General features: G+C 68.6%; 20 protein-coding genes and 1 tRNA gene. 9 read left to right on the top strand and 12 right to left on the bottom strand.

Annotated elements, in window-relative coordinates:
* The first annotated feature begins 63 nt into the window (after positions 1-63).
* The gene (locus MUU77_RS08705) at positions 64-870 is read left to right on the top strand and encodes an isocitrate lyase/phosphoenolpyruvate mutase family protein (protein ID WP_245093857.1); all 807 of its coding nucleotides are present in this window, start codon (positions 64-66) and stop codon (positions 868-870) included.
* A 431-nt stretch (positions 871-1,301) separates the two neighbouring features.
* On the opposite strand, the gene ggpS is transcribed toward MUU77_RS08705, so the two are convergent.
* From ggpS to MUU77_RS08675, 6 genes are all read right to left on the bottom strand, one after another.
* Positions 1,302-3,599: a glucosylglycerol-phosphate synthase gene (gene ggpS, locus MUU77_RS08700; protein ID WP_245093855.1), complete on the bottom strand. Its 2,298-nt coding sequence runs from the start codon at positions 3,597-3,599 to the stop codon at positions 1,302-1,304.
* A 387-nt stretch (positions 3,600-3,986) separates the two neighbouring features.
* Positions 3,987-4,256, bottom strand: coding sequence for a hypothetical protein (locus MUU77_RS08695; protein WP_245093853.1), 270 nt, complete (start codon positions 4,254-4,256; stop codon positions 3,987-3,989).
* Between the two features lie 51 nt (positions 4,257-4,307).
* Positions 4,308-4,586: a hypothetical protein gene (locus MUU77_RS08690; protein WP_245093851.1), complete on the bottom strand. Its 279-nt coding sequence runs from the start codon at positions 4,584-4,586 to the stop codon at positions 4,308-4,310.
* Positions 4,587-4,782: 196 nt separating this feature from the next.
* Positions 4,783-5,367, bottom strand: coding sequence for a hypothetical protein (locus MUU77_RS08685; protein ID WP_245093849.1), 585 nt, complete (start codon positions 5,365-5,367; stop codon positions 4,783-4,785).
* Positions 5,368-5,405: 38 nt separating this feature from the next.
* Positions 5,406-5,495, bottom strand: a tRNA-Ser gene (locus MUU77_RS08680).
* A 113-nt stretch (positions 5,496-5,608) separates the two neighbouring features.
* Positions 5,609-6,616 (bottom strand): LysR family transcriptional regulator, encoded by a 1,008-nt coding sequence (locus MUU77_RS08675; RefSeq protein WP_245093847.1) that lies wholly within the window; start codon positions 6,614-6,616, stop codon positions 5,609-5,611.
* Between the two features lie 115 nt (positions 6,617-6,731).
* On the opposite strand from MUU77_RS08675, the gene MUU77_RS08670 reads away from it, so the two are divergent.
* Complete coding sequence (locus MUU77_RS08670) at positions 6,732-7,310, top strand: NAD(P)H-dependent oxidoreductase (protein WP_245093845.1); 579 nt, start codon at positions 6,732-6,734, stop codon at positions 7,308-7,310.
* A 55-nt stretch (positions 7,311-7,365) separates the two neighbouring features.
* Positions 7,366-8,103, top strand: a complete 738-nt coding sequence (locus MUU77_RS08665) for a DNA alkylation repair protein (RefSeq protein ID WP_245093834.1) — start codon at positions 7,366-7,368, stop codon at positions 8,101-8,103.
* Positions 8,104-8,246: 143 nt separating this feature from the next.
* Here MUU77_RS08665 and serS read toward each other — a convergent pair whose 3' ends face one another.
* On the bottom strand, positions 8,247-9,527 hold the full coding sequence (serS, locus tag MUU77_RS08660) for a serine--tRNA ligase (RefSeq protein WP_245093822.1): 1,281 nt from the start codon (positions 9,525-9,527) through the stop codon (positions 8,247-8,249).
* A gap of 111 nt (positions 9,528-9,638) precedes the next feature.
* Here serS and MUU77_RS08655 point away from each other — a divergent pair, with 111 nt between their 5' ends.
* Positions 9,639-10,286: an energy transducer TonB gene (locus MUU77_RS08655; protein WP_245093820.1), complete on the top strand. Its 648-nt coding sequence runs from the start codon at positions 9,639-9,641 to the stop codon at positions 10,284-10,286.
* A 181-nt stretch (positions 10,287-10,467) separates the two neighbouring features.
* Positions 10,468-11,028, top strand: coding sequence for an energy transducer TonB (locus MUU77_RS08650; RefSeq protein ID WP_245093818.1), 561 nt, complete (start codon positions 10,468-10,470; stop codon positions 11,026-11,028).
* A gap of 171 nt (positions 11,029-11,199) precedes the next feature.
* Here MUU77_RS08650 and aroA read toward each other — a convergent pair whose 3' ends face one another.
* From aroA to serC, 3 genes are all read right to left on the bottom strand, one after another.
* The gene (gene aroA, locus MUU77_RS08645) at positions 11,200-12,507 is read right to left on the bottom strand and encodes a 3-phosphoshikimate 1-carboxyvinyltransferase (RefSeq protein WP_245093816.1); all 1,308 of its coding nucleotides are present in this window, start codon (positions 12,505-12,507) and stop codon (positions 11,200-11,202) included.
* Positions 12,508-12,620: 113 nt separating this feature from the next.
* Positions 12,621-13,766, bottom strand: coding sequence for a prephenate dehydratase (gene pheA / locus MUU77_RS08640; protein ID WP_245093814.1), 1,146 nt, complete (start codon positions 13,764-13,766; stop codon positions 12,621-12,623).
* A gap of 112 nt (positions 13,767-13,878) precedes the next feature.
* Positions 13,879-14,964, bottom strand: coding sequence for a phosphoserine transaminase (gene serC / locus MUU77_RS08635; protein WP_245093812.1), 1,086 nt, complete (start codon positions 14,962-14,964; stop codon positions 13,879-13,881).
* A gap of 201 nt (positions 14,965-15,165) precedes the next feature.
* Between serC and msrP the strand changes: the two genes are divergently transcribed.
* Both msrP and msrQ read left to right on the top strand, forming a co-directional pair.
* Entirely contained in the window at positions 15,166-16,134 is a 969-nt protein-coding gene (msrP, locus tag MUU77_RS08630) for a protein-methionine-sulfoxide reductase catalytic subunit MsrP (protein WP_245093810.1), read from the top strand.
* Between the two features lie 7 nt (positions 16,135-16,141).
* Complete coding sequence (gene msrQ / locus MUU77_RS08625) at positions 16,142-16,771, top strand: protein-methionine-sulfoxide reductase heme-binding subunit MsrQ (protein WP_245093808.1); 630 nt, start codon at positions 16,142-16,144, stop codon at positions 16,769-16,771.
* Here msrQ and MUU77_RS08620 read toward each other — a convergent pair.
* Complete coding sequence (locus MUU77_RS08620; protein WP_245093806.1) at positions 16,740-17,543, bottom strand: FHA domain-containing protein; 804 nt, start codon at positions 17,541-17,543, stop codon at positions 16,740-16,742. The genes msrQ and MUU77_RS08620 overlap by 32 nt on opposite strands.
* A 99-nt stretch (positions 17,544-17,642) precedes the next feature.
* On the opposite strand from MUU77_RS08620, the gene MUU77_RS08615 reads away from it, so the two are divergent.
* Entirely contained in the window at positions 17,643-17,918 is a 276-nt protein-coding gene (locus tag MUU77_RS08615; protein ID WP_245093804.1) for a polyhydroxyalkanoic acid system family protein, read from the top strand.
* A 2-nt stretch (positions 17,919-17,920) separates the two neighbouring features.
* On the opposite strand, the gene MUU77_RS08610 is transcribed toward MUU77_RS08615, so the two are convergent.
* Positions 17,921-18,637, bottom strand: coding sequence for a hypothetical protein (locus MUU77_RS08610; RefSeq protein WP_245093802.1), 717 nt, complete (start codon positions 18,635-18,637; stop codon positions 17,921-17,923).
* Between the two features lie 87 nt (positions 18,638-18,724).
* Between MUU77_RS08610 and MUU77_RS08605 the strand changes: the two genes are divergently transcribed.
* Complete coding sequence (locus MUU77_RS08605) at positions 18,725-19,969, top strand: patatin-like phospholipase family protein (RefSeq protein ID WP_245093800.1); 1,245 nt, start codon at positions 18,725-18,727, stop codon at positions 19,967-19,969.
* Positions 19,970-20,024 lie beyond the last annotated feature (55 nt).

Raw genomic sequence — 20,024 nt, 5'->3', positions numbered from 1 at the left:
GCCCACCGCGCCGCGCAGGCCCCCGGCATGGCAGGCTGTGCGCCCGCCTCCGGAGACGCCCGCATGCCATCTTCCCCCGAAGCCACCGCCCGCTTCCGCGACCTGCACCGCCAGGGCCTGTTGCGCCTGGCCAACGCCTGGGACGCCGGCACGGCCCGGCTGATCGAACAGCGTGGCGCGGCGGCCGTCGCCACCACCAGCGCCGGCCTGGCGTGGGCACAGGGTTATGCCGATGGTGATCGGCTCGATCCGGACGTCCTGCTGCAGGCGGTCGCGCGCATCGCCCGCGTCATCCGCGTCCCGCTGACCGTGGATGTGGAGGGCGGCTACTCCGACGACCCCGACACCGTCGCTGCGCTGGTGTCGCGCGTCGTGCAGGCCGGCGCGGCCGGGATCAACCTGGAGGATGGCGCCGGCGCACCCGCGCTGCTGGCCGCCAAGATCCGCGCGATCCGTGCCTCCTGCGCCGCGCAGGGGACGGATGTCTTCATCAACGCGCGCACGGACGTGTATCTGCGCGGACTCGCAGCGGAAGAACGGCGGGTAGACGAAACCCTCGCCCGCGCCACCCTGTACCGGCAGGCCGGTGCGGACGGGCTGTTCGTGCCCGGACTGGTCGACGTGGACGCCATCCGGGCCGTCGCCGCTGCCTGCGGATTGCCGCTCAACGTGATGCTGCGTCCGGCGCTGCAGGACCTGGCGGCCCTGCAAGCCCTCGGCGTGCGCCGCGTCAGCGCGGGCTCGGCCCTGGCCGAATCCATGTACGGACGCCTGTCCGCGCAGGTGGACGAGTTCCTGCACGCCGGCACCACCTCGCTGCCCGACCCGCAGGCGATGGGCTACGGCGCCATCAACGCCCTGTTCGGCTGATACCGCGCGGCCTGCGGGCAGGTAGGAAATTTCCTACACCCCATCGGGGCGACGCCCGACTGTGGGCCGCGACAGCGTGCGCGACCATGCGCCTGTCCCCGGCAGCACGCCCTGCGCAGGCCACGAACGGCCGCTCTGCAATGGAAACGGGCGCTGCCTTGAGCAAGCAGCACTGCCGGAGCCGGGGACTCCCCCTTTCAGACCCGACCGCCTCTGGTCGGGTTTTCTTTTGCGCGGCGCCGCGTCTCAGCGCCCGCCCGGGCCCAGCCACAGTTCCGGCGCCTGGACCAGGCCGAACAGCAGCAGCGCGGTCGCCGCGATCAGCATCCAGGCCATGCTGCGCATCAGCAGGTTGCGCATGGGGTGGGTCTCCTGTCCCGAATCCGCTTCGACTATCGCCGCCACGCGGCGACGCGTCAAACGTAAATGCATTAAGCCGCGACCGCCGTCTGCGTTTCCGCATTTACCTCATCGGAATCCGCCTGTGCCGCGGCCAGGAATTCGCGCCCCCATCGCGAAAGATCGTGATGGCGCACGATGTCGTACAGCCTGCGCTGGCGGTCCTCACGCTCCCGCGGCGTCATCGCCAGCGCCTGGTTGAGGCTGCGCACCAGGTCGGCCGGGTCGTGCGGATTGGTCAGCACCGCGCCCTTCAGTTCCGCGGCGGCACCGGCGAACTCCGACAGCACCAGCACGCCGTCGCCCTCGTTGAGGCCCTGCACCGCGACGAACTCCTTCGCCACCAGGTTCAGACCGTCGCGCAGCGGCGTGATCCACATGACATCGGCCGCGGCGTAGTGCGCCACCACGCTGGCGAACGGCAGCACGCGCGAGAAGAAGCGCACCGGCGTCCAGTCCAGCCGCGACAGGCGGCCGTTGATGCGGCCCACTGCCTGTTCGATCTGCTGCTGCAACGGGCGGTAGACGGTCATCTCCTTGGCCGCCGGCACGCATACCATCACCAGCGTCACCCGGCCCTGCAGTTCGGGCGAGCCATCCAGCAGGCGCTCGAAGGCATGCAGCTTCTGCAGGATGCCCTTGGTGTAGTCCAGCCGCTCGATCGACAGCACCAGCTTGCGCCGACCGATCTCGCCGCGGATGCGGGCGATGTCCGTGGCCACCTCCTCGCTCTCCAGGCAGGTACGGATGCGGCCCACGTCGGTGCCGATGGGATGCGCGCCGATGCGCACGGTGCGGCCGTCGATGCGCAGTGCGGTGGCCATGTCCTCCACGCCCACGGCGCAGCCGAAGGTCAGAAAGCGCGGCGCGCACGAGGCGCGCCGGGTCACTTCCACCGGGAACGTGCTGCGCACCGCGTCGGTGAAGTTCTCCGCGTGGCGCGGGATGTGGAAGCCCACGTAGTCGCAGGCCAGCAGGCTGCCCAGGATCTCGCGGCGCCACGGCAGGATGGCGAAGATGTCCGCCGAGGGAAACTGCGTGTGGTGGAAGAAGGCGATCTTCACGTCCGGCCGCAGTTCGCGCAGCACCGAGGGCACCATCCACAGGTTGTAGTCGTGCAGCCATACCGTGGCGCCCGGCGCGGCTTCCGCCGCGGCGGCTTCGGCGAAGCGGCGGTTGACGCGCTTGAACAGCGCCCAGTCGTCCTCGCTGAAGCGCGCGCGCTCCCAGAAGCTGTTGATCACCGGCCAGAACGCTTCCTTGGAGAAGCGCTTGTAGAACACGTCCACCTCGTGCCGGGTCAGCGGCACGTGGGTCGCGGTCAGGCCCGGGTACTGCTCGGCATCCACCGCTGCGCGCGGCTCCACCGGCGGGGCCTTGGGGTCTTCCACCGTCCATGCCACCCATGAGCCGGGCCGGCCATCGGCGAAGAAGCTGAGCAGGCTGGGGATGATGCCGTTGGGCGAGCTGTGCGGCCTGCGCACGCGCTGGCCGTCGACGATGTGTTCCTCGTACGGCAGGCGGTGGTAGACCATCACCAGCTCCGCCTTGCCCGCCGGCTGCGCGGGCGGCGCATACGCGTCGGCTTCGATCAGCGCGAAATGCGCCATCGCCTGCAGGATGCCGCCGCAGCCCGGCGCGTCCGCATGCAGCACGTGGTCCATGTCCGCGGTGGCGGCGACCAGCGCCGGCTCGGAAGCGCCCACGCACACGCCGGGGAATCCTTCGCCGTACATCGACAGGTCGTTGAGCGTGTCGCCGGCCACCAGCACGCGTTCGCGCGCCAGGTCCAGCGCATCCACCAGCGCCGCCAGCGTGCTGCCCTTCTGGGTGTCGCGCGGCAGGATGTCCAGGTAGCGGTCGGCCGAATACAGCACCTCGCAGCCCAGCGACGCGGCCACGGCCTCCACCTCGGCCTGGATGGTCGACAGCTGTTCGGGATGGCAGTAGTACGAGCAGCGGCGTTCCTGCGGCACTTCCTGGCGCACCAGCATCGGGAAGCGGCGCATCGCTTCGGCCACCACGTGCTCGCCCGGCCAGCGCGCCTCGATCCGCGACTGCAGGGGTTGGATGGGCTGCATGTCGGCGGTGCGCAGCACGGTGGCGCCCACATCGCAGATCACGTAGTCGGGCGTGGGCAGGCCGGGGTCGGCCAGCAGCGGCAGGATCGCTTCGCGCCCGCGCCCGGTCACCCACGCCAGCTTCACGTCCGGATGCGCATCGACCAGGTGGTACAGGCGCTTGCGCGCATCCGGGTCGCCGGCCAGGAAGGTGCCGTCCAGGTCGGTGGCAAGAAGCAGGGGTTGGGCGGGTTGTTTCAACAAGCTCATGCAGGTGCACTCCAGGATGGGGAGATGCCGCGCACAAGGCACGACGCGAACGCGTCCACGGACGCAGGCGGGGAGTCATCGCATCGGAGGGCGCTGCAAGGCAGGCGCAGGAAGAGGATTGCCGCGTGCGGAACACGCTGCGCGCAAGCGCGCTACAGATGCGCGTCCATCCCCGGATGTGGACGCAGGCATCGACTGATGCGATGCAGCATTGTAGGCCGCATCGTCGTTGCAAAGGTCAACGCGATGTTAAGAATGTTAAATCGCCATCGTGGTGCGCGCGCTGCGCCGCTGGTGCGCATGCGCAGCGCACGCAGGGAACGACGCCTGCGTCGCCGGTATCGGCGGCGCCACTCGCTGTCCGATGCGGGCGTCGCGACGCCAGGATCAACGGGATTCGACGATGCGAAGAATCTTGCCGCTGGTGTTGATGGTGAAGACGAGGGTCTTGCCATCGCGGAAGTAGGTCCAGTTCTCGCCTTCGCGGGCGCCGTATTCGTTTTCCAGTGGCGTGACGAGGTCGGGCTTGCCGGCGATCTCGACGAGTCTGCCGATGCTGTCGCCGCTGCTGACCACGCGGTTGCCGAAGGCGTAGGTGTCGGCAAGGGCGGTGCCGGTGGCCAGCATCAATGCCAGGAAGACTGCGGTCTTGCGCATGGGATTCCCCTTTCCGTTGGGTGAGCCGAGTGTAGACCAGGACAACCGGCGTTACAGCGACAGGATTCTCGTCAATGCCACGGCGGCCACGGCGGAGGCCAGCCACACCGCCACGCGCTTGATGAGGGCGCTGTTCAATCCGCCCTGCCCCGCTTCGCGCGACGGGTTGAAGCCCACCACCAGCACGTGCATGGGCAGCGCGATGACCAGCAGGAATGCGAACACCCAGTTCAAGGTCTCCTCGCCCAGGCGCGGCCAGACCAGTGGCATCACGATGCCGGCGAAGAGGCCGGCGATGGCGGCGGTGATGGGGGTGGGGGTGAGTTTCATGCGGGTTATCCGGGCAAATCGTGCCGCAGTCTATCCGGCGTGTCGGCTACGTGGCGGAGACACGGACTGGCAAAAGGTTTAGACCGTACCCGGGTAAGCGAAGCACACCCGGGGAGATGCGTCGAGGGAGCTCGAAAGCTAAGGCCCCGGGTGTAGCCACTGGTCTCATCCGGGCTACGCTCCGACGGAGACGGACTCAGCCGGCCATACATGCCAAGCCATCCACGCGAGGGACCAACAGGCAGTACCGCGTATTGGAGGCAACCTCACTCAGCTCGGTCGACGTCCGAAAGAGCCAGGTCAATGTTGAAATTGTCAAAACGACAAAAGCAATCATCGACCAACCACTTAAAATATCTACCTGTAGATCGAGAAGAACCATTCCTACTGAGAATAAGAAGACCGCAGGCATCATCGAATTTATGTACTTCAGGCGCGTAACTATAGAAGCCAAGTATCTCCTGCCGTTGCTGTCGACTTGGCCGCACGACAAATACAGCGACCAGACACTGTTATGCCCAGGCAGGTATTCATGATCTATGCACCGATCGATTCCCCGCTCAATGCTTGACCCAAGGTTCTCAATGAAAAGCCCAAGGGCCGTCGCAACAGCTAGAACTCCAGCCATGAACCACAACGTCTGCTTCAAATAGAAACTATTGATATCTGGATTGGCATTGCAGGCAATGACCACGTAGGGCACCACTGCCAATAGACCAGGCATAACCACCGCCGCAAGCGGCCGAAAAACTTCGCTTTTGAATGCTGAGAAGGGATCCATCGCGACATCTCCATTGCCTCAAACAGTCATTGCCGAGTTGGCGGAGAGAGTGGGATTCGAACCCACGGAAGGTTTGACCCTTCGCCGGTTTTCAAGACCGGTGCCTTAAACCGCTCGGCCATCTCTCCGTTGTCTGGAACTGCCCGCGACCCCGTCGCGGTGCGTCGCCGCCCTGCCCCGGCGGCGCGCCCGGCCCCTTGCAGGCCGTGGCGCATTTTCGCACGAACCCCGCCGCCGTGGCTTACGAGGCCTTCTTCACCTTGGCGGCCTTGGTGTTGTCGATGGCCATCGCGATGGCCTTGGCCTTCTCCTCCGAACACTTGCCACCGCAATCCAGCCGCGACGACTCGATCTGCTGCGGCAGGTGCTCGGCCAGGAAATCGATGAACACCCGCACCGCCGGCAGCATGCCCCGGCGCGAGGCGAACACCGCATGGCAGATGCCCTGCGGCAGGCTCCATTCCGGCAGCACCACCTCCAGCTCGCCCTTGCGCACCGCCTCCGCGCACACCGTCTCCGGCAACAGCGTGATGCCGTAACCGTCCTTCGCCATCGACTGCAGCAGCGGGAAGTCGAAGCCGGCCAGGCGCGGATTCAACTCGATCCGGCGCACCTCGCCGTCGGGACCGTGCAGCTCCCAGCGCTGGCGCGCCTCGTCCTCGCTGATGCTCAGGGTGACGTGCTCGGCCAGGTCTTCCGGCATCTTCGGGCGGCCGGCGCGGTTGAGGTACTTGGGGCTGGCGACCAGCAACTCCTGGATCTGGCCGAAGCTGCGCATCACCAGGCTGCCGTCGTCGTCCAGCTTGGCGCGCACGCGCAGGGCCACGTCGTAACCCTCGTTGATGATGTCCACGCGGCGGTTGTTGACGTGCAACTGCAGCCGCACCTTCGGGTACTTGTCCAGGAACGCCGGCAGGATCTTGGGCAACTGCATCTGCGCCACCGCCACCGGCACGCTGACGCGCACCACGCCACGCGGTTCCGCGCTCAGGCGGTCGACCACCTCGCGGGCGGCCTGGGCCTCGGCCAGCATCGTCTGCGCATGGCGGTGCACGCTCATGCCCACGTCGGTCACCGCGAAGCGGCGCGTGGAGCGCTGCAGCAGGCGCACGCCCAGATCGGTCTCCAGTTGGCTGATTCGCCGGCTCAGGCGGGACTTGGGGATGCCCAGGGCGCGCTCGGCCGCGGCGAACCCGCCGTGGTCCACCACCATGGCGAAGTAATACAGGTCATTGAGGTCGTGCTGCATGAATTAAGCCCACCTTTAGAACAATCAGTGACGTTTAAACACGTTTATCCTACAAATGCAACGACCTACAGTGTTCTCCAACGCGGCTGGGCCGCATCCCGACCGGAGAACCACCATGAAACTATTGCATATCGACAGCAGCGCCCTGGCCGCCAACTCGGTCAGCCGGCAACTGACCGCCGCCATCGTAGCCCGTTGGCAGGACGCCGTGCCCGGCCTGGAGGTCACCTACCGCGACCTGGACGCCGACCCGCTGCCCCACCTGACCAACGCCGTACTGGGTGGGGGCGATGCCGCCGCCGCACAAGCCGGCGAGGCGGCGATGCAGCAGTTCCTGGCCGCCGACGTCATCGTGGTGGGCGTGCCGCGCTACAACTTCGGCGTGCCGTCCACGCTGAAGGCCTGGATCGACCGGATTGCCGTTGCGGGCCGCACCTTCAAGTACACCGAGAACGGCCCCGTCGGCCTGGCCGGCGGCAAGCGGGTCATCGTGGCCGAGGCCAGCGGCGGCGAGTACGCCGGCACCGCGATCGACTTCGTCGCCCCGTACCTGAAGCAGGTGTTCGGCTTCCTGGGCATCACCGACGTGGCATTCGTCCGCGCCGAGCGCGTGGCCTATTCGCCGCAGCACAAGGCCGAGGCCATCGACGCGGCACTGGCGAGCATCCCGACGCCGCTGCGGCAGGCGGCCTGAGCGGGTTGCGGGACGGGGCCGGTATGCTGCCGGCTTCCGCCCCCGCGCCCCGACGATGCCCGCGAAGAAATCTCCGCCTGGTTCCATCGAACCGGCACAGGCACTCGCCCTGCTGAAGAACGCCTCCAGCCCTGCCCATCGCGCCGGGCTGGCGCGTTATGACATCCCCGACACCCACGCCCTCGGCGTCCCCATGCGCGAGATCCAGGCGCTGGGCAAACGCATCGGTCGCCAGCCTGCACTGGCACCGCCGCTGTGGGACAGCGGCATCTACGAAGCGCGCCTGCTGGTGGCTTTCGTCGCCGACCCCGGCCAGCTCACTACCGCCCAGATGGACCGCTGGTGCCGCCAGTTCGACAACTGGGCGGTCTGCGACACCCTGTGCCTGCACCTGTTCGACCGCAGCCCGCATGCGTGGGGGCGGATCGATGCGTGGGCGCGCAGGCGCGGCGAGTTCGAGAAGCGCGCGGCGTTCGCGCTGCTGGCCGGATTGGCGGTGCATGACCGCCACACGCCCGATGCCCCCTTCCTCGCCGGACTGGCCCACGTGGACGCAGCCGCCGGCGACGCACGCAATTTCGTCAGCAAGGGGGTGAGCTGGGCGCTGCGGGCCATCGGCCATCGCAACGCCACGCTACATGCGGAAGCGATCACCCATGCCAGCGCATTGGCGGCGTCGGACAACCCGACGCGACGCTGGGTGGGTAAGGATGCGCTGCGCGACCTGGGCCGCGCGACCGTGCGCGCCAAGGTGGCGAAGTCGGACAAAGGACGCGCGCAGAAGAACGTCTAGGAGTGCGCCGATCCTGCGCATCCTCTCCCCCTGGGGGTTGGAAGGACACCGATACGCGAAGCTGTGGCTGCCTCTCCCTCTCCCTGCGAAGCGGGGAGAAGGACCCAGCAACCTCCCGCTCGCGGGGAGAAGGGATCAAAGCTTCAGGCGATCCGCTCGGCCCCGCCCATGTACGGCCGCAGCACCTCGGGCACGGTGATGGAGCCGTCGGCGTTCTGGTAGTTCTCCATCACCGCGATCAGCGCACGGCCTACCGCGGTGCCGGAGCCGTTGAGCGTGTGCACCGGCTCGGGCTTGCCGGTGGCCGGGTTGCGCCAGCGCGCCTGCATGCGGCGGGCCTGGAAATCCTCGCAGTTGGAGCAGGAGGAAATCTCGCGATAGGTGTCCTGCGACGGCAGCCAGACTTCCAGGTCGAAGGTCTTGGCCGCGCCGAAGCCCATGTCGCCGGTGCACAGCAGCATGCGGCGGTACGGCAGGCCCAGCTTTTCCAGCACGGTTTCGGCCGCACGGGTCATGCGCTCCTGCTCGTCGTAGCTGTCCGACGGGCGGGTGACGGAGACCAGCTCCACCTTCTCGAACTGGTGCTGGCGGATCATGCCGCGCACGTCGCGGCCGCCGCTGCCGGCTTCGGAGCGGAAGCACATCGAATGCGCGGTCATGCGCAACGGCAGGCGCGCCTCGTCCAGGATCTCGTCGCGGACGATGTTCGTCAGCGGCACTTCCGAGGTCGGGATCAGATAGCGCTTGTGTTCGCCCAGTTGGGTGGCGAACAGGTCTTCCTCGAACTTGGGCAGCTGGCCGGTGCCGCGCATCGAGTCGGCGTTGACGATCACCGGCACGCTGGTTTCTTCGTAACCGTGTTCGTGGGTGTGCAGGTCCAGCATGAACTGCGCCAGCGCGCGGTGCAGGCGGGCCAGCTGGCCGCGCAGCACGGTGAAGCGCGCGCCGGACAGCTTGGCGGCGGTGTCGGCATCCAGCCAGCCGTGGCGGGCGCCCAGTTCCACATGGTCCTTCACCGGGAAGTCGAACGCGCGCGGCGTGCCCCAGCGGTGCTGCTCGACGTTGCCGGCCTCGTCGCTGCCGACCGGCACGCTGGCATGCGGCAGGTTGGGAATGCCCAGGGCGATGGCCTCGATCTCGGCGCGGATTTCGTCCAGCTTCACTTCCGAGGCCTTCAGCTCGTCGCCGAAGCCGGCCACTTCCGCCATCAGCGCGGACACGTCCTCGCCCCTGGCCTTGGCCTGGCCGATGGCCTTGGAACGGGTGTTGCGCAGGTTCTGCAGCTCCTCGGTGCGCTTCTGGAGCTGCTTGCGCGAGGCTTCCAGCTCGCCGATGCGGGACACGTCCAGGTCGAAACCGCGGGTTTCCTTGAGGCGCCGGGCGAGTTCGGCGGGCTGGGTGCGGAGCAGGACGGGATCGAGCATGGAAACAGCGGGCTGGCGTGGGAAGCCGGCATTATCGCCCATCTGCGACCGCCTGCCCGCGCGGTTAACCCCGGCTGTGCAAGAATCGGCGCGACTTCACCGGTGACTCCCATGTCGGCCCCGCAACCGCACGAACCCCATTTCACCCTCCGTCTGCCCCGCACCGCCCTGCGCAACGCCGCCATCGCCTTCGGCGCGGGCCTGCTGCTGTTCCTGATCGTGTGGTGGGCCGGCCGCGACGACGGCTTCTACACCGCCCAACCCACCCTGCCCGGCAAGGCCGCGCCGGTCGAGGCGCTGCCCGAGCCGCTGTCCACCGGCGACGGTGCCAGCGGCATGGAAGAGCCGGCGCCGCGCGCCTCCAGCGACGAGCGCCCGCAACTGGTGGAGGAAAAGCCGATGCCCACGCCGGTACCGGAAGCCACCGCTCCCACCCCGCCGGAAGCCACGGCCCCCCTCGCCCCCGGCGTGACCCTGGCGCCCGGCGATGTGCCGGTGCCGATCCCCGGCCAGACCCCCGCGCCGGAGTATCCGCCGGCCGCCATGCGCAGCGGCGACCAGGGCACGGTGCTGGTGCGCGTGGAAGTGGGCGCCGACGGCGTGCCGGTATCGGTGGAGGTGGCCCAGCGCAGCGGCTCGCGCGACCTGGACCGCGCCGCGGTGGACGCTGTGCGCCAGTGGCGCTTCCAGCCGGCGCAGCGCGACGGCCAGGCCGTGGCGGGCGCGGTGACGGTGCCGATCGATTTCAAGATGCGGTGACAATGCGGACGACCCGCAGGTCACCGCATCTTGACCTCGCGCATGCGTTGCTGAACCCCCGGTTTCGCTAGCTGAACTTACGCCTGCCCGAAACACTGCGACATCACGCATCGCAAACATCGCCGCACCAAGACTCGGCCCCGTTCCAACGCGCAACCCACAACGCGAAACGGAGGTTCACATGTCGATGCCCACGAACAACGAATACCGCACCGCGGACACCGTGGAAGACACCACGGTGGAACCGCGTCGTTCCACCTCGCCCGTGTTGCTGATGCTGCTGGCATTCGCGGTGGCGGCCGCGGCACTGGTCTGGTGGACGCAGTCGCGCCGGGCGACCGAAGCGCCCGTGGCCGCCCTACCGGCACCGGTGATGGATGATGCGGCCCAGCCCGCGAACGAGCGCGCCGCGGCCGCCCCTGAAAGCAAGCGCGCAGAGCGCACGGCCGCGACCCGCCCTGCGCCGATCAGCCGCGACGCCCGGCCGATGGCCGGCAATGCCGAGCCCAAGTACCCGGCCGCGATGCTGCGAGCCGGTGTCGGTGGCACGGTGGTGGTGCTGGCCGAGGTCGATGCCCAGGGCACCCCGATCGACGTGCGCGTGGTCGAGCGCAGCGGCGAACGCGATCTGGACCGCGCTGCGGTGAACGCCGTGCGCCAGTGGCGCTTCGAGCCGGCCATGCGCAACGGCAAGGCCATCGCCACCAGCGTGAAGGTGCCGGTGGACTTCAAGCCCATCTGAGCGCCGCATCGCGCCCGATACGGAGCTGACGAGGAAAGGAAGGGGGACGCGGGCAGGCGTCCCCCTTTTTTGCGCGGCCACTGCGGCGGTTGTGGCAGCGACCCACGTCGCGAAGCGGTGCTGCGGCCGGTCACTGCGACTTGCGTCGCTCCCACATCACCGTCCCAGCCCTCACGCCTTCCGCAACCCGAACCCCGCGCCCGTCGCCAGGCCGTCGTAATCCGGAAACGAGGTGGCCACATTGGCCACGTCGCCGATGCGCACCCCACCGGAGGACAGCTGGCCGGCGATGGAGAACGCCATGGCGATGCGGTGGTCGCCATGGCTCTCCACTTCACCGCCCTGCAGTGCGCCCGGGAAGATCGTGGCGCCGTCCGGCGTCTCGTCCACGCGCAGGCCCAGCGCGCGCAGGCCGTTGGCCATGCTGGCCAGGCGGTCGGATTCCTTCACCCGCAGTTCCGCCGCGCCCCGCACGACGGTGGGGCCGTCCGCGGCCGCGGCCGCCACGAACAGCGCCGGGAACTCATCGATCATGTCCGGCACCAGCGCTTCCGGCACCTCGATGCCACGCAGCGGCGCATGGCGCACCACCAGATCGGCCACCGGTTCGCCGCCGTGCTCGCTGGCATTCTCTTCGGTGATGTCCGCGCCCATCAGGCGCAGCGCCTGCAGCAGGCCGGTGCGACGGGGATTCAGGCCGACCGCGCGCAGGCGCAGTTCGGACCCGGGAATGATGCTGGCGGCGACCAGGAAGAACGCGGCCGAGGAGAAATCCGCGGGCACGGCGATGTCCGTGGCCTTCAAGCGCTGCCCGCCGCGCAGGCGCGCAAACCCGGGCGAAAACGCGATATCCACGCCGAACGCCTTCAGCATGCGCTCGGTGTAGTCGCGGGTGGGGTGCGGCTCGCGCACCACGGTCTCGCCTTCGGCATACAGGCCGGCCAGCAGGACGGCGGACTTCACCTGCGCACTGGCGACTTCCAGCGTGTAGTCGATGCCCGTCAACCGCTGGCCCCCGTGGATGCGCAGCGGCGGCAGGCCGCCTTCCCCGGTGTCGATGCGCGCGCCCATCATGGCCAGCGGCCCGGTGACGCGGCGCATGGGGCGCCTGGACAGCGACGCGTCGCCGATCAGCACGCTGTCGAACCGCTGCGCGGCCAGCAGGCCGGCCAGCAGGCGCATGCCGGTGCCGGCATTGCCGCAGTCCAGCGGGCCCTGCGCGGCCTTCAGGCCATCGACGCCCACGCCATGCACGATGCGGCGCGAAGGAGACGGGGTTTCGATCCGCACGCCCAGCCGCGAGAAGATCGCGGCGGTGGCGCGGGTGTCCTCGCCTTCCAGGAAGCCGTCGATGGTCGAGGCGCCATCGGCCAGCGCGGCGAACATCACCGCGCGGTGCGACACCGACTTGTCGCCGGGGATGTCCAAGGTGCCGCTCAGCGCGCGGCCGGCAGAGGCGATCCAGTCTTGTGTGTTCATCGGGAATGGGGAATAGGGAATGGGGAATCGGAGCGCGGAGGACTGGGTGAGGGACGGAGCCGGATGGAGCGATCGCTTGAACCATTCCCCATTCCCGACTCCCCTCTCCCGGCCTAAGGCACCGCAACCGGGTACGATCCCAGCACCTTGATCTGCGCCGAATGCTGTTTCAGTTCGGCCAGCGCCTGCTTCATCGCCTCGTCGTCGACATGGCCGGCCAGGTCGATGAAGAAGCCGTACTCCCACTTGGCGTGGTGCGAGGGGCGCGATTCGATGCGGTTCATGCTGATGCCGTGGCGTGCGAACGGGCTGAGCACGTCGAACAGCGCGCCGGGCTTGTCGTGGATGAAGACCAGCACCGAGGTGCGGTCGTGGCCGGACGGCGGGAAGATGCTGCGGCCGATCACCAGGAAGCGCGTGGTGTTGTCCTTGTCGTCCTGGATAGGGCTCATGACGACCTTCTTCAGGCCATACACGTGGGCGGCGCTCTCGCCGCCGATGGCGGCGGCGTCGTCGCTGCCGCGGGCCCGGCGCGCGCCTTCGGCATTGCTCGACACCGGCACTTTCTCCACCTTCGGCAGGTTGGCGCGCAGCCAGCCTGCGGTCTGCGCGAAGGACTGCGGGTGCGCGTAGATGCGCTCGATCTCGTCGATGCGGCCGGTGCGCGACATGAGGAACTGGTGCACGCGCAGTTCCACCTCGCCGCAGATCTTCAGATCCGAGGTCAGGAACATGTCCAGGGTGATCTGGATGGTGCCCTGCCCCGAGTTCTCCACCGGCACCACGCCGAAATCGGCGTTGCCGCTGGCCACTTCCTGGAACACCTCTTCGATGCTGGCCAGCGGAAGACCGTGCGCCGAACGACCGAAATGCTTGAGGACCGCCTGCTGGCTGAAGGTGCCCTCCGGCCCCAGGTAACCGATCTTCAGCGGCTCCTGCTGCGCCAGGCAGGCGGACATGATCTCGCGGAAGACATGCACCAGCACCTCGTCGCTGAGCGGGCCTTCGTTGCGGTCCACCACCATGCGCAGCACCTGCGCCTCGCGCTCGGGCCGGTAGTAGTCCACGGCGGCGGCCAGCTTGCCCTTGGCCTTGCCGACCTGGTGGGCGAAGCGCGCGCGCTCGGCGATCAGCGCCTGGATCTGGCGGTCGATGCCGTCGATCTTGGCGCGCACGTCGGAGAGGGCCGGAGCGGGCGTCGCTTCGGCCTTCTTGCCGGTAGCGGGCTTCTTGCTGGGTTTGCTGGGCTTGGAGGCCATGGGTTTTCCGTAGTTCGGTCGCTTCCCCGTGGGAGCGACGCAAGTCGCGAAGATCTGCCGGTGACGCCTCATCGCGACGTGCGTCGCTCCCGCATCGGGCAATGCAGCGGGTTCATCCGTTGCGTTGCTGGAAATCGCACATGAAGTCGACCAGCGCCTGCGCGCCTTCCACCGGCAGCGCGTTGTACAGCGAGGCACGGATGCCGCCGACCGCCTTGTGCCCTTTCAGCGCCAGCAGTCCGGCCGCCTTGGATTCGGCCACGAAGCGCGAGGTCAGGGTCTCATCGGGCAGGAAGAACGGGATGTTCATCCGCGAGCGGACCGCCGGCACCACCTCGTTGCGGTAGAAGCCGCCGGAGGCATCGATGGCCCCGTAGACGAGCGAGGACTTCAGCGCGTTGCGGCGCGCGAACTCCTCGACGCCGCCCTCGGCGAGCATCCACTTGAACACCAGGCCGGCCAGGTACCAGTTCCAGGTCGGCGGCGTGTTGAGCATGGAGTCGCGGGCCGCATGCGAGCGGTAATCGAAGATGTCGGCGCGCGGCTGGCCGCTGCGTTCGAACAGGTCCTTGCGGATGATCACCACCGCCACCCCCACCGGGCCCAGGTTCTTCTGCGCCCCGGCATAGATCACGCCGTACTTCGACACGTCCAGCGGCTCGGAGGCGATGGACGAACTGAAATCGGCGAACAGCGGCACCTCGCCCACGTCCGGCGTATGGCGGAACTCCACGCCGTGGATGGTCTCGTTGGCGGTGATGTGCACATAGGCCGCACCGGGCGTGAGCTGCCAGCTGGCCCGCGGCGGGATGTCGTGGAAACCGCCCGGTTCGCCGTCGGCGGCGATGTTGACCGTGCAGTAGGGCTTGGCCTGCTTGATCGCGGTCTTGCCCCAGTGGCCGGTGACCACGTAGTCCACCACCTGGCCGGGCGCGGCGAAGTTCATCGCCAGCAGGGCCTGGTGGGTGGTGGCGCCGCCGGACAGGAACAGCACGGCGTAGTCGTCGGAGATGCCGACCAGCCTGCGCAGGTCGGCTTCGGCCTCGGCGGCCACGGCGATGAAGTCCTGGCTGCGGTGGCTGATTTCCACGATGGACGCGCCGATGCCGTTCCAGTCGAGCATCTCGGCCTGCGCCTGCCGCAGGACCGATTCGGGCAGGGTGGCGGGACCGGCACTGAAGTTGAACGCGCGCGTCATGGGGCACCTGAACAGGAGGACCCGTAGTATGCCGCAGCGCATCAGTTGCAGGGGCAACGAAGCGCAAGCCGGGGGCGAATCGCGCACGTCGCGCATCCTGCCGCCATCCCGCGACGTATAGAGTCGGTACAAGGCGATTGCACGGGAATTTTTCCGCGCGAGTATCGTCCAACCATGACCCCCCGCTTCACGGAGATGTCCATGTCCCTGCGCGACGTCCTGCGGATCCCCGCCTCCCAGGTCACCGACGAGTCGGTCTACCGGCACCGCCGCCGCCTGCTCCAGGCGTTCGCCGCCGCGCCGACCCTGGCGCTGGCCGGCTGTGCCGAAGCCGAACCCCCGCCCCCGCCGAAGGTCGCGCTGACGCCGGAGCAGGCCCGCTCCGGCTTCCGGACCGCCGAGACGCTGACCCGCTACCAGGACGTCACCAGCTACAACAACTTCTACGAGTTCGGCACGGGCAAGGCCGATCCCTCGAACGCGCGCAAGACCCTGAAGACCTCGCCGTGGTCGGTCCTGGTGGGCGGGGAATGCGCCAGGCCCGGCAGGATCGCACTGGAGGACCTCGTCAAGGGCCTGGCGCCGCAGGAGCGCATTTACCGGCTGCGCTGCGTGGAGGGCTGGTCGATGGTGATCCCCTGGCTGGGCGTTCCGCTGGGCGAGGTGCTGAAGAAGTTCCAGCCCACCTCGAAGGCCAAGTACGTGGCCTTCACCACGCTGGCCGATCCGGTGCAGATGCCGGGCGTGCGCTACCGGGCCATCAACTGGCCCTACCGCGAGGGCCTGCGCATCGACGAAGCCATGCATCCGCTCACCCTGCTCGCCACCGGGCTGTACGGCAAACCGTTGCCCCAGCAGAACGGCGCGCCGCTGCGGCTGGTGGTGCCCTGGAAGTACGGCTTCAAGAGCATCAAGTCGATCGTGGAGATCAAGTTCGTCGAACGCATGCCCGAGACGGCCTGGCATGACCTGCAGCCCTCGGAATACGGGTTCTTCTCCAACGTCAATCCGGAGGTGGACCATCCCCGCTGGAGCCAGAAAACCGAGCGGCGCATCGCCGGCACCCAGAGCAAGCTGTTCGCCGAGCGCATCCCCACGCGCATGTTCAACGGTTATGCGGACCAGGTCGCCTCGATGTATGCCGGGCTGGATCTGAAGAAATGGTACTGACCTGACCATGCGCAAGGCCTCCGCCGGCCTGGTCGCCGCCAAGACCCTGGTCCACGCGCTGGTCCTGACCCCGCTCGCCCTCCTCGCATGGCAATTCCACGACGTATGGCGCAATGGCAGCGACGCACTGGGTGCCGATCCGGTGGCCGAGATCGAGCACCGCACCGGCCTGTGGGCGCTCCGCCTGCTGATGGTGGCGCTGGCGATCACGCCCCTGCGCCAGCTGACCGGCCAACCGGTGCTGCTGCGCTTCCGCCGGATGATGGGCCTGTACGCCTTCTTCTACGCCAGCCTGCACCTGGCGGCCTACCTGGCGCTGGACCTGCGCGGCTACTGGACCCAGATCTTCGAAGAGATCGTCAAGCGTCCCTACATCACCGTCGGCTTCACCGCGTGGCTGCTGCTGGTGCCGCTGGCGATCACCTCCACCCAGGGCTGGATGCGGCGCCTCGGCCGGCGCTGGGGCCAGCTGCACAAGCTGGTCTACGCCATCGGCGTACTGGCGGTGCTGCATTTCTGGTGGCTGGTGAAATCCGACATCCGCGAGCCACTGCTGTATGCGGGCATCCTGTCCGCACTGCTGGGCTGGCGCCTGTGGAAATCGCTCAGCCGGCGCCGAACAGCAGCAGCGCGCTGAGCGCGGCGGCCATCAGCACGGCCGCGAGCAGCAACCACGGCCAACGCCGTACCGAGGCTCTGGCCACCGGCGGGGCCTCGCCCTCGGCGGGCGCCTGGGCGGCATCGTCAGGCGTTGCCGATTCCTCCGCCCGCGCACTGGGGGCCCAGGGCACCTCGAGCACGAACCGGTGCTGGGCATCGAACACCACCTGGTCGCCCGCGGCCAGCAGCGCATCGCGCACCGCCATGCCATTGACGCGGGTACCCTCGGCCGATCCCAGATCGCGCAGCAACACGCGGTCGCCGCGCAGTTCGAGCCGGGCATGGCGCTCGGCGAAGGCAGGATCATCGATGCGGATGTCCGCCTCGCGTGCACGGCCGACGATGCGCGGGTGCTCCAGCGACACGCTCCTGCCGTGGTACTTGCCGCCCAGGCCGCGCAGCACCACCCGGGCGTCGCCCTGGCCGGCGTCGCTGTCGCGCAACTCCGCCGCCGACTGGAACCCCGACTGCAGCAGCAGCTCCACGCCTTCCACATACACCGCATCGCCCGGCCGCAGCACGGCCATCCGCTTCACCGGACGGCCATTGATGTGCACCCCGCGCATGCCGTTGGCCACCTGCAGCCACAGGCCACGCCGGTCCACGCAGATCTGCGCCAGCAACGCACCCTGCAGCGCGTCGCCCACGCCGATGGTGCCGGCGGCCTCGCGCACGATGCGGTGGACGCCGGTGGTGAGCGGCCGGTCGGGCGCGGGGCGGTTGGTGAAGTGAAGTCTGAGGTTCTGCACGCGACGGGAGCCTATCAGGTTGCCGCCCGGCCGCGATAGCCGGCTTGGCATCGCACGGCGTGGCCGCGCAGAATAGTCCTACGCCACAGGAGGCAAGGCATGGCCAGCATCGACATCCAGCATCCGCATTCCAAGACGCCCGCGCAGGCGCGGAAGGCCATCGAAGGCGTGGCGAAGAAGCTCTCCGAGCGCTTCGACATGGACTACGACTGGGACGGCGACACGCTGAACTTCAGTCGATCGGGCGTGGAAGGCCGGATTGCGCTGCTGACGGACACGCTGCGCGTCACCGCCACCCTGGGTTTCCTGCTCTCGGCGATGAAAGGCCCGATCGAGGCGGAGATCCGCCGGGTGCTGAGCGAGAAGTTCGACTGAGGTCATTCGCGGAACGGATCCGGGTCCGCCGCGAACAACCGGCGGGAGACCGCACGCTCGGCGCGTTCGATATCGCGCACGAAGGCCTTGCCGTCGCCCAGTGCGGCGAAGGCGGCGAACCCGCGTTCAAGGAAGCCCTGCAGCTCGCCCAGGCCCGTGGCCCGGGCCGGCCCGCGCGACAGCTTCAGCAAGGTGGCCACGCCCGGCGTCTTCACCGCCCGCGCCAGGCCCACGCCGACCTCGGCGATCAGGTCGATCTGGTGCCGGCGCAGGCGGCGCAGGCCCACTTCGCGATACGCCTGGCCGTACAGCTCGGCGTCCAGCTTGCGCCGGTGGGGCGCCAGCCGCTGCAGTGCCTCGGCCATCCGCATGTCCAGGGTGTGCGTCAGCACCCCCAGCTCGATGCCATGGGCCACGGTTTCCAGCACGGCGAACGGCAGCAGGCGCTGCATCATCGGCATGACCTTGGCCACGTTGGCGTCGCGCCCGCTGAAGTCGTGGTCGCCGTAGACATCGGTGAGGAAGAACATGGCCGCGGCACGGCGGGTGGGGTCGGCCAGGAAGTGCGCGAAGCTGGTCTCCAGCCTGGCCGCCTGCCAGCGCCTGACCTCGGGCAGCCAGCGCAGGCGGTTGCGCGGCTCGCGCGCGGGGTCGTGCGCCGCCTGGTGCCAGGCCAGGCGCCTGCCCACGCGTGCGATCAGCGGATTTGCTCGGGCCATGGAGACCATGATCCGGACGGCGGGCGACCACCGCAACCCGGCAGCCGGTCGGCTACACTCGGGCAGCAAGGTCACGGCGGGTAGTACATGCTTTCGATCCACAGCGCACGGCGGCGGGGCCGCAACGGCAAGATCGGCCTGGCGATCGCCGGCGGCGGTCCCATCGGCGGCATGTACGAACTGGGTGCGCTGCGCGCGCTCGACGAGGCTCTGGACGGCCTGGACCTGACCCGCATGGACTGTTACGTGGGCGTCAGTTCCGGCGCCTTCCTGGCGGCTGGCCTGGCCAACCGCATGTCCACGGCCGAGATGTGCCGCATCTTCATCACCGGCACCAGCGATGATGCGGAGTTCCGGCCGGACACCTTCCTGCGCCCGAACGTGGGCGAATACCTGCGCCGCGCGGCCAGCCTGCCGGGGCTGTATGCCGACTGGATGTCGCGCCTGCTGCGCAGCCCGCGCCGCGCCACGCGCTGGTCGGACCTGTTCCTGCGCTTCGGCGGCCTGGTGCCCACCGGGATCTTCGACAACCAGGAGGTGGAACGCTTCCTGCGCGACATCTTCACCCGGCGCGGCCGCAGCAACGATTTCCGCACGCTGGAGGCGGACCTGTTCGTGGTGGCGGTGGACCTGGACAGCGGCGAGGCCGTGCGCTTCGGCGAGCCGGGCTGGGACGAGGTCCCGATTTCGCGCGCGGTGCAGGCCAGTTCCGCCCTGCCCGGCCTGTATCCGCCGGTGGAGATCGGCGGCCGCCACTTCCTTGATGGCGCGCTGCGCCGCACGATGCATGCCAGCACCGTGCTGGACCGCGGCATCGACCTGATGATCGGCATCAATCCCCTGGTGCCGTTCGATGCCAACCAGGCCACCCCCCGGGCCGACCAGGCCGAACAGGTCGGCCTGGCCAGCGGCGGCCTGCCCGCGGTGCTTTCGCAGACGCTGCGCACCCTGCTGCAGTCGCGCATGCAGATCGGCATGGAGAAGTACCCGCTGCGGTATCCGGACATCGACCAGCTGGTGTTCGAGCCCAACTCGGACGACAGCGAACTGTTCTTCACCAACCTCTTCAGCTTCTCCTCCCGCCACCGGGTCTGCCAGCTGGCCTACCGCAACACGCTGGCCGACCTGCGCAAGCGGGCCACCACCCTCAAGCCGATGCTGGCCGCGCACGGCATCCGCTACAACGAAGACATCGTCCATGACCGCAACCGGTCCATCCTGGCGGGCCTGGACATGGCGCCGCGCATGACCGAGACCACGGCCCGCCTGCGTCGCGCCCTGGACGATGTGGACCAGCTGGTGTCCCGCCACCGCGCGGCACGTCATTCCTGATGCGCCTGCGGTCGCGACTGCCGCTGGTGTGAAAACTCTAGACGCGGCGCTGATT

Source organism: Pseudoxanthomonas sp. F37, assembly GCF_022965755.1.
GTDB lineage: Bacteria > Pseudomonadota > Gammaproteobacteria > Xanthomonadales > Xanthomonadaceae > Pseudoxanthomonas_A.
Note: the sequence above shows the minus strand (reverse complement) of the source record. Positions and strands in the feature narration are given on the sequence as shown.

Coding starts and splice junctions, on each gene's coding strand:
- MUU77_RS08705 (WP_245093857.1), top strand. CDS start 64: ATGCCATCTTCCCCCGAAGCCACCGCCCGCTTCCGCGACCTGCACCGC.
- ggpS (WP_245093855.1), bottom strand. CDS start 3,599: ATGAGCTTGTTGAAACAACCCGCCCAACCCCTGCTTCTTGCCACCGAC.
- MUU77_RS08695 (WP_245093853.1), bottom strand. CDS start 4,256: ATGCGCAAGACCGCAGTCTTCCTGGCATTGATGCTGGCCACCGGCACC.
- MUU77_RS08690 (WP_245093851.1), bottom strand. CDS start 4,586: ATGAAACTCACCCCCACCCCCATCACCGCCGCCATCGCCGGCCTCTTC.
- MUU77_RS08685 (WP_245093849.1), bottom strand. CDS start 5,367: ATGGATCCCTTCTCAGCATTCAAAAGCGAAGTTTTTCGGCCGCTTGCG.
- MUU77_RS08675 (WP_245093847.1), bottom strand. CDS start 6,616: ATGCAGCACGACCTCAATGACCTGTATTACTTCGCCATGGTGGTGGAC.
- MUU77_RS08670 (WP_245093845.1), top strand. CDS start 6,732: ATGAAACTATTGCATATCGACAGCAGCGCCCTGGCCGCCAACTCGGTC.
- MUU77_RS08665 (WP_245093834.1), top strand. CDS start 7,366: ATGCCCGCGAAGAAATCTCCGCCTGGTTCCATCGAACCGGCACAGGCA.
- serS (WP_245093822.1), bottom strand. CDS start 9,527: ATGCTCGATCCCGTCCTGCTCCGCACCCAGCCCGCCGAACTCGCCCGG.
- MUU77_RS08655 (WP_245093820.1), top strand. CDS start 9,639: ATGTCGGCCCCGCAACCGCACGAACCCCATTTCACCCTCCGTCTGCCC.
- MUU77_RS08650 (WP_245093818.1), top strand. CDS start 10,468: ATGTCGATGCCCACGAACAACGAATACCGCACCGCGGACACCGTGGAA.
- aroA (WP_245093816.1), bottom strand. CDS start 12,507: ATGAACACACAAGACTGGATCGCCTCTGCCGGCCGCGCGCTGAGCGGC.
- pheA (WP_245093814.1), bottom strand. CDS start 13,766: ATGGCCTCCAAGCCCAGCAAACCCAGCAAGAAGCCCGCTACCGGCAAG.
- serC (WP_245093812.1), bottom strand. CDS start 14,964: ATGACGCGCGCGTTCAACTTCAGTGCCGGTCCCGCCACCCTGCCCGAA.
- msrP (WP_245093810.1), top strand. CDS start 15,166: ATGTCCCTGCGCGACGTCCTGCGGATCCCCGCCTCCCAGGTCACCGAC.
- msrQ (WP_245093808.1), top strand. CDS start 16,142: ATGCGCAAGGCCTCCGCCGGCCTGGTCGCCGCCAAGACCCTGGTCCAC.
- MUU77_RS08615 (WP_245093804.1), top strand. CDS start 17,643: ATGGCCAGCATCGACATCCAGCATCCGCATTCCAAGACGCCCGCGCAG.
- MUU77_RS08610 (WP_245093802.1), bottom strand. CDS start 18,637: ATGGCCCGAGCAAATCCGCTGATCGCACGCGTGGGCAGGCGCCTGGCC.
- MUU77_RS08605 (WP_245093800.1), top strand. CDS start 18,725: ATGCTTTCGATCCACAGCGCACGGCGGCGGGGCCGCAACGGCAAGATC.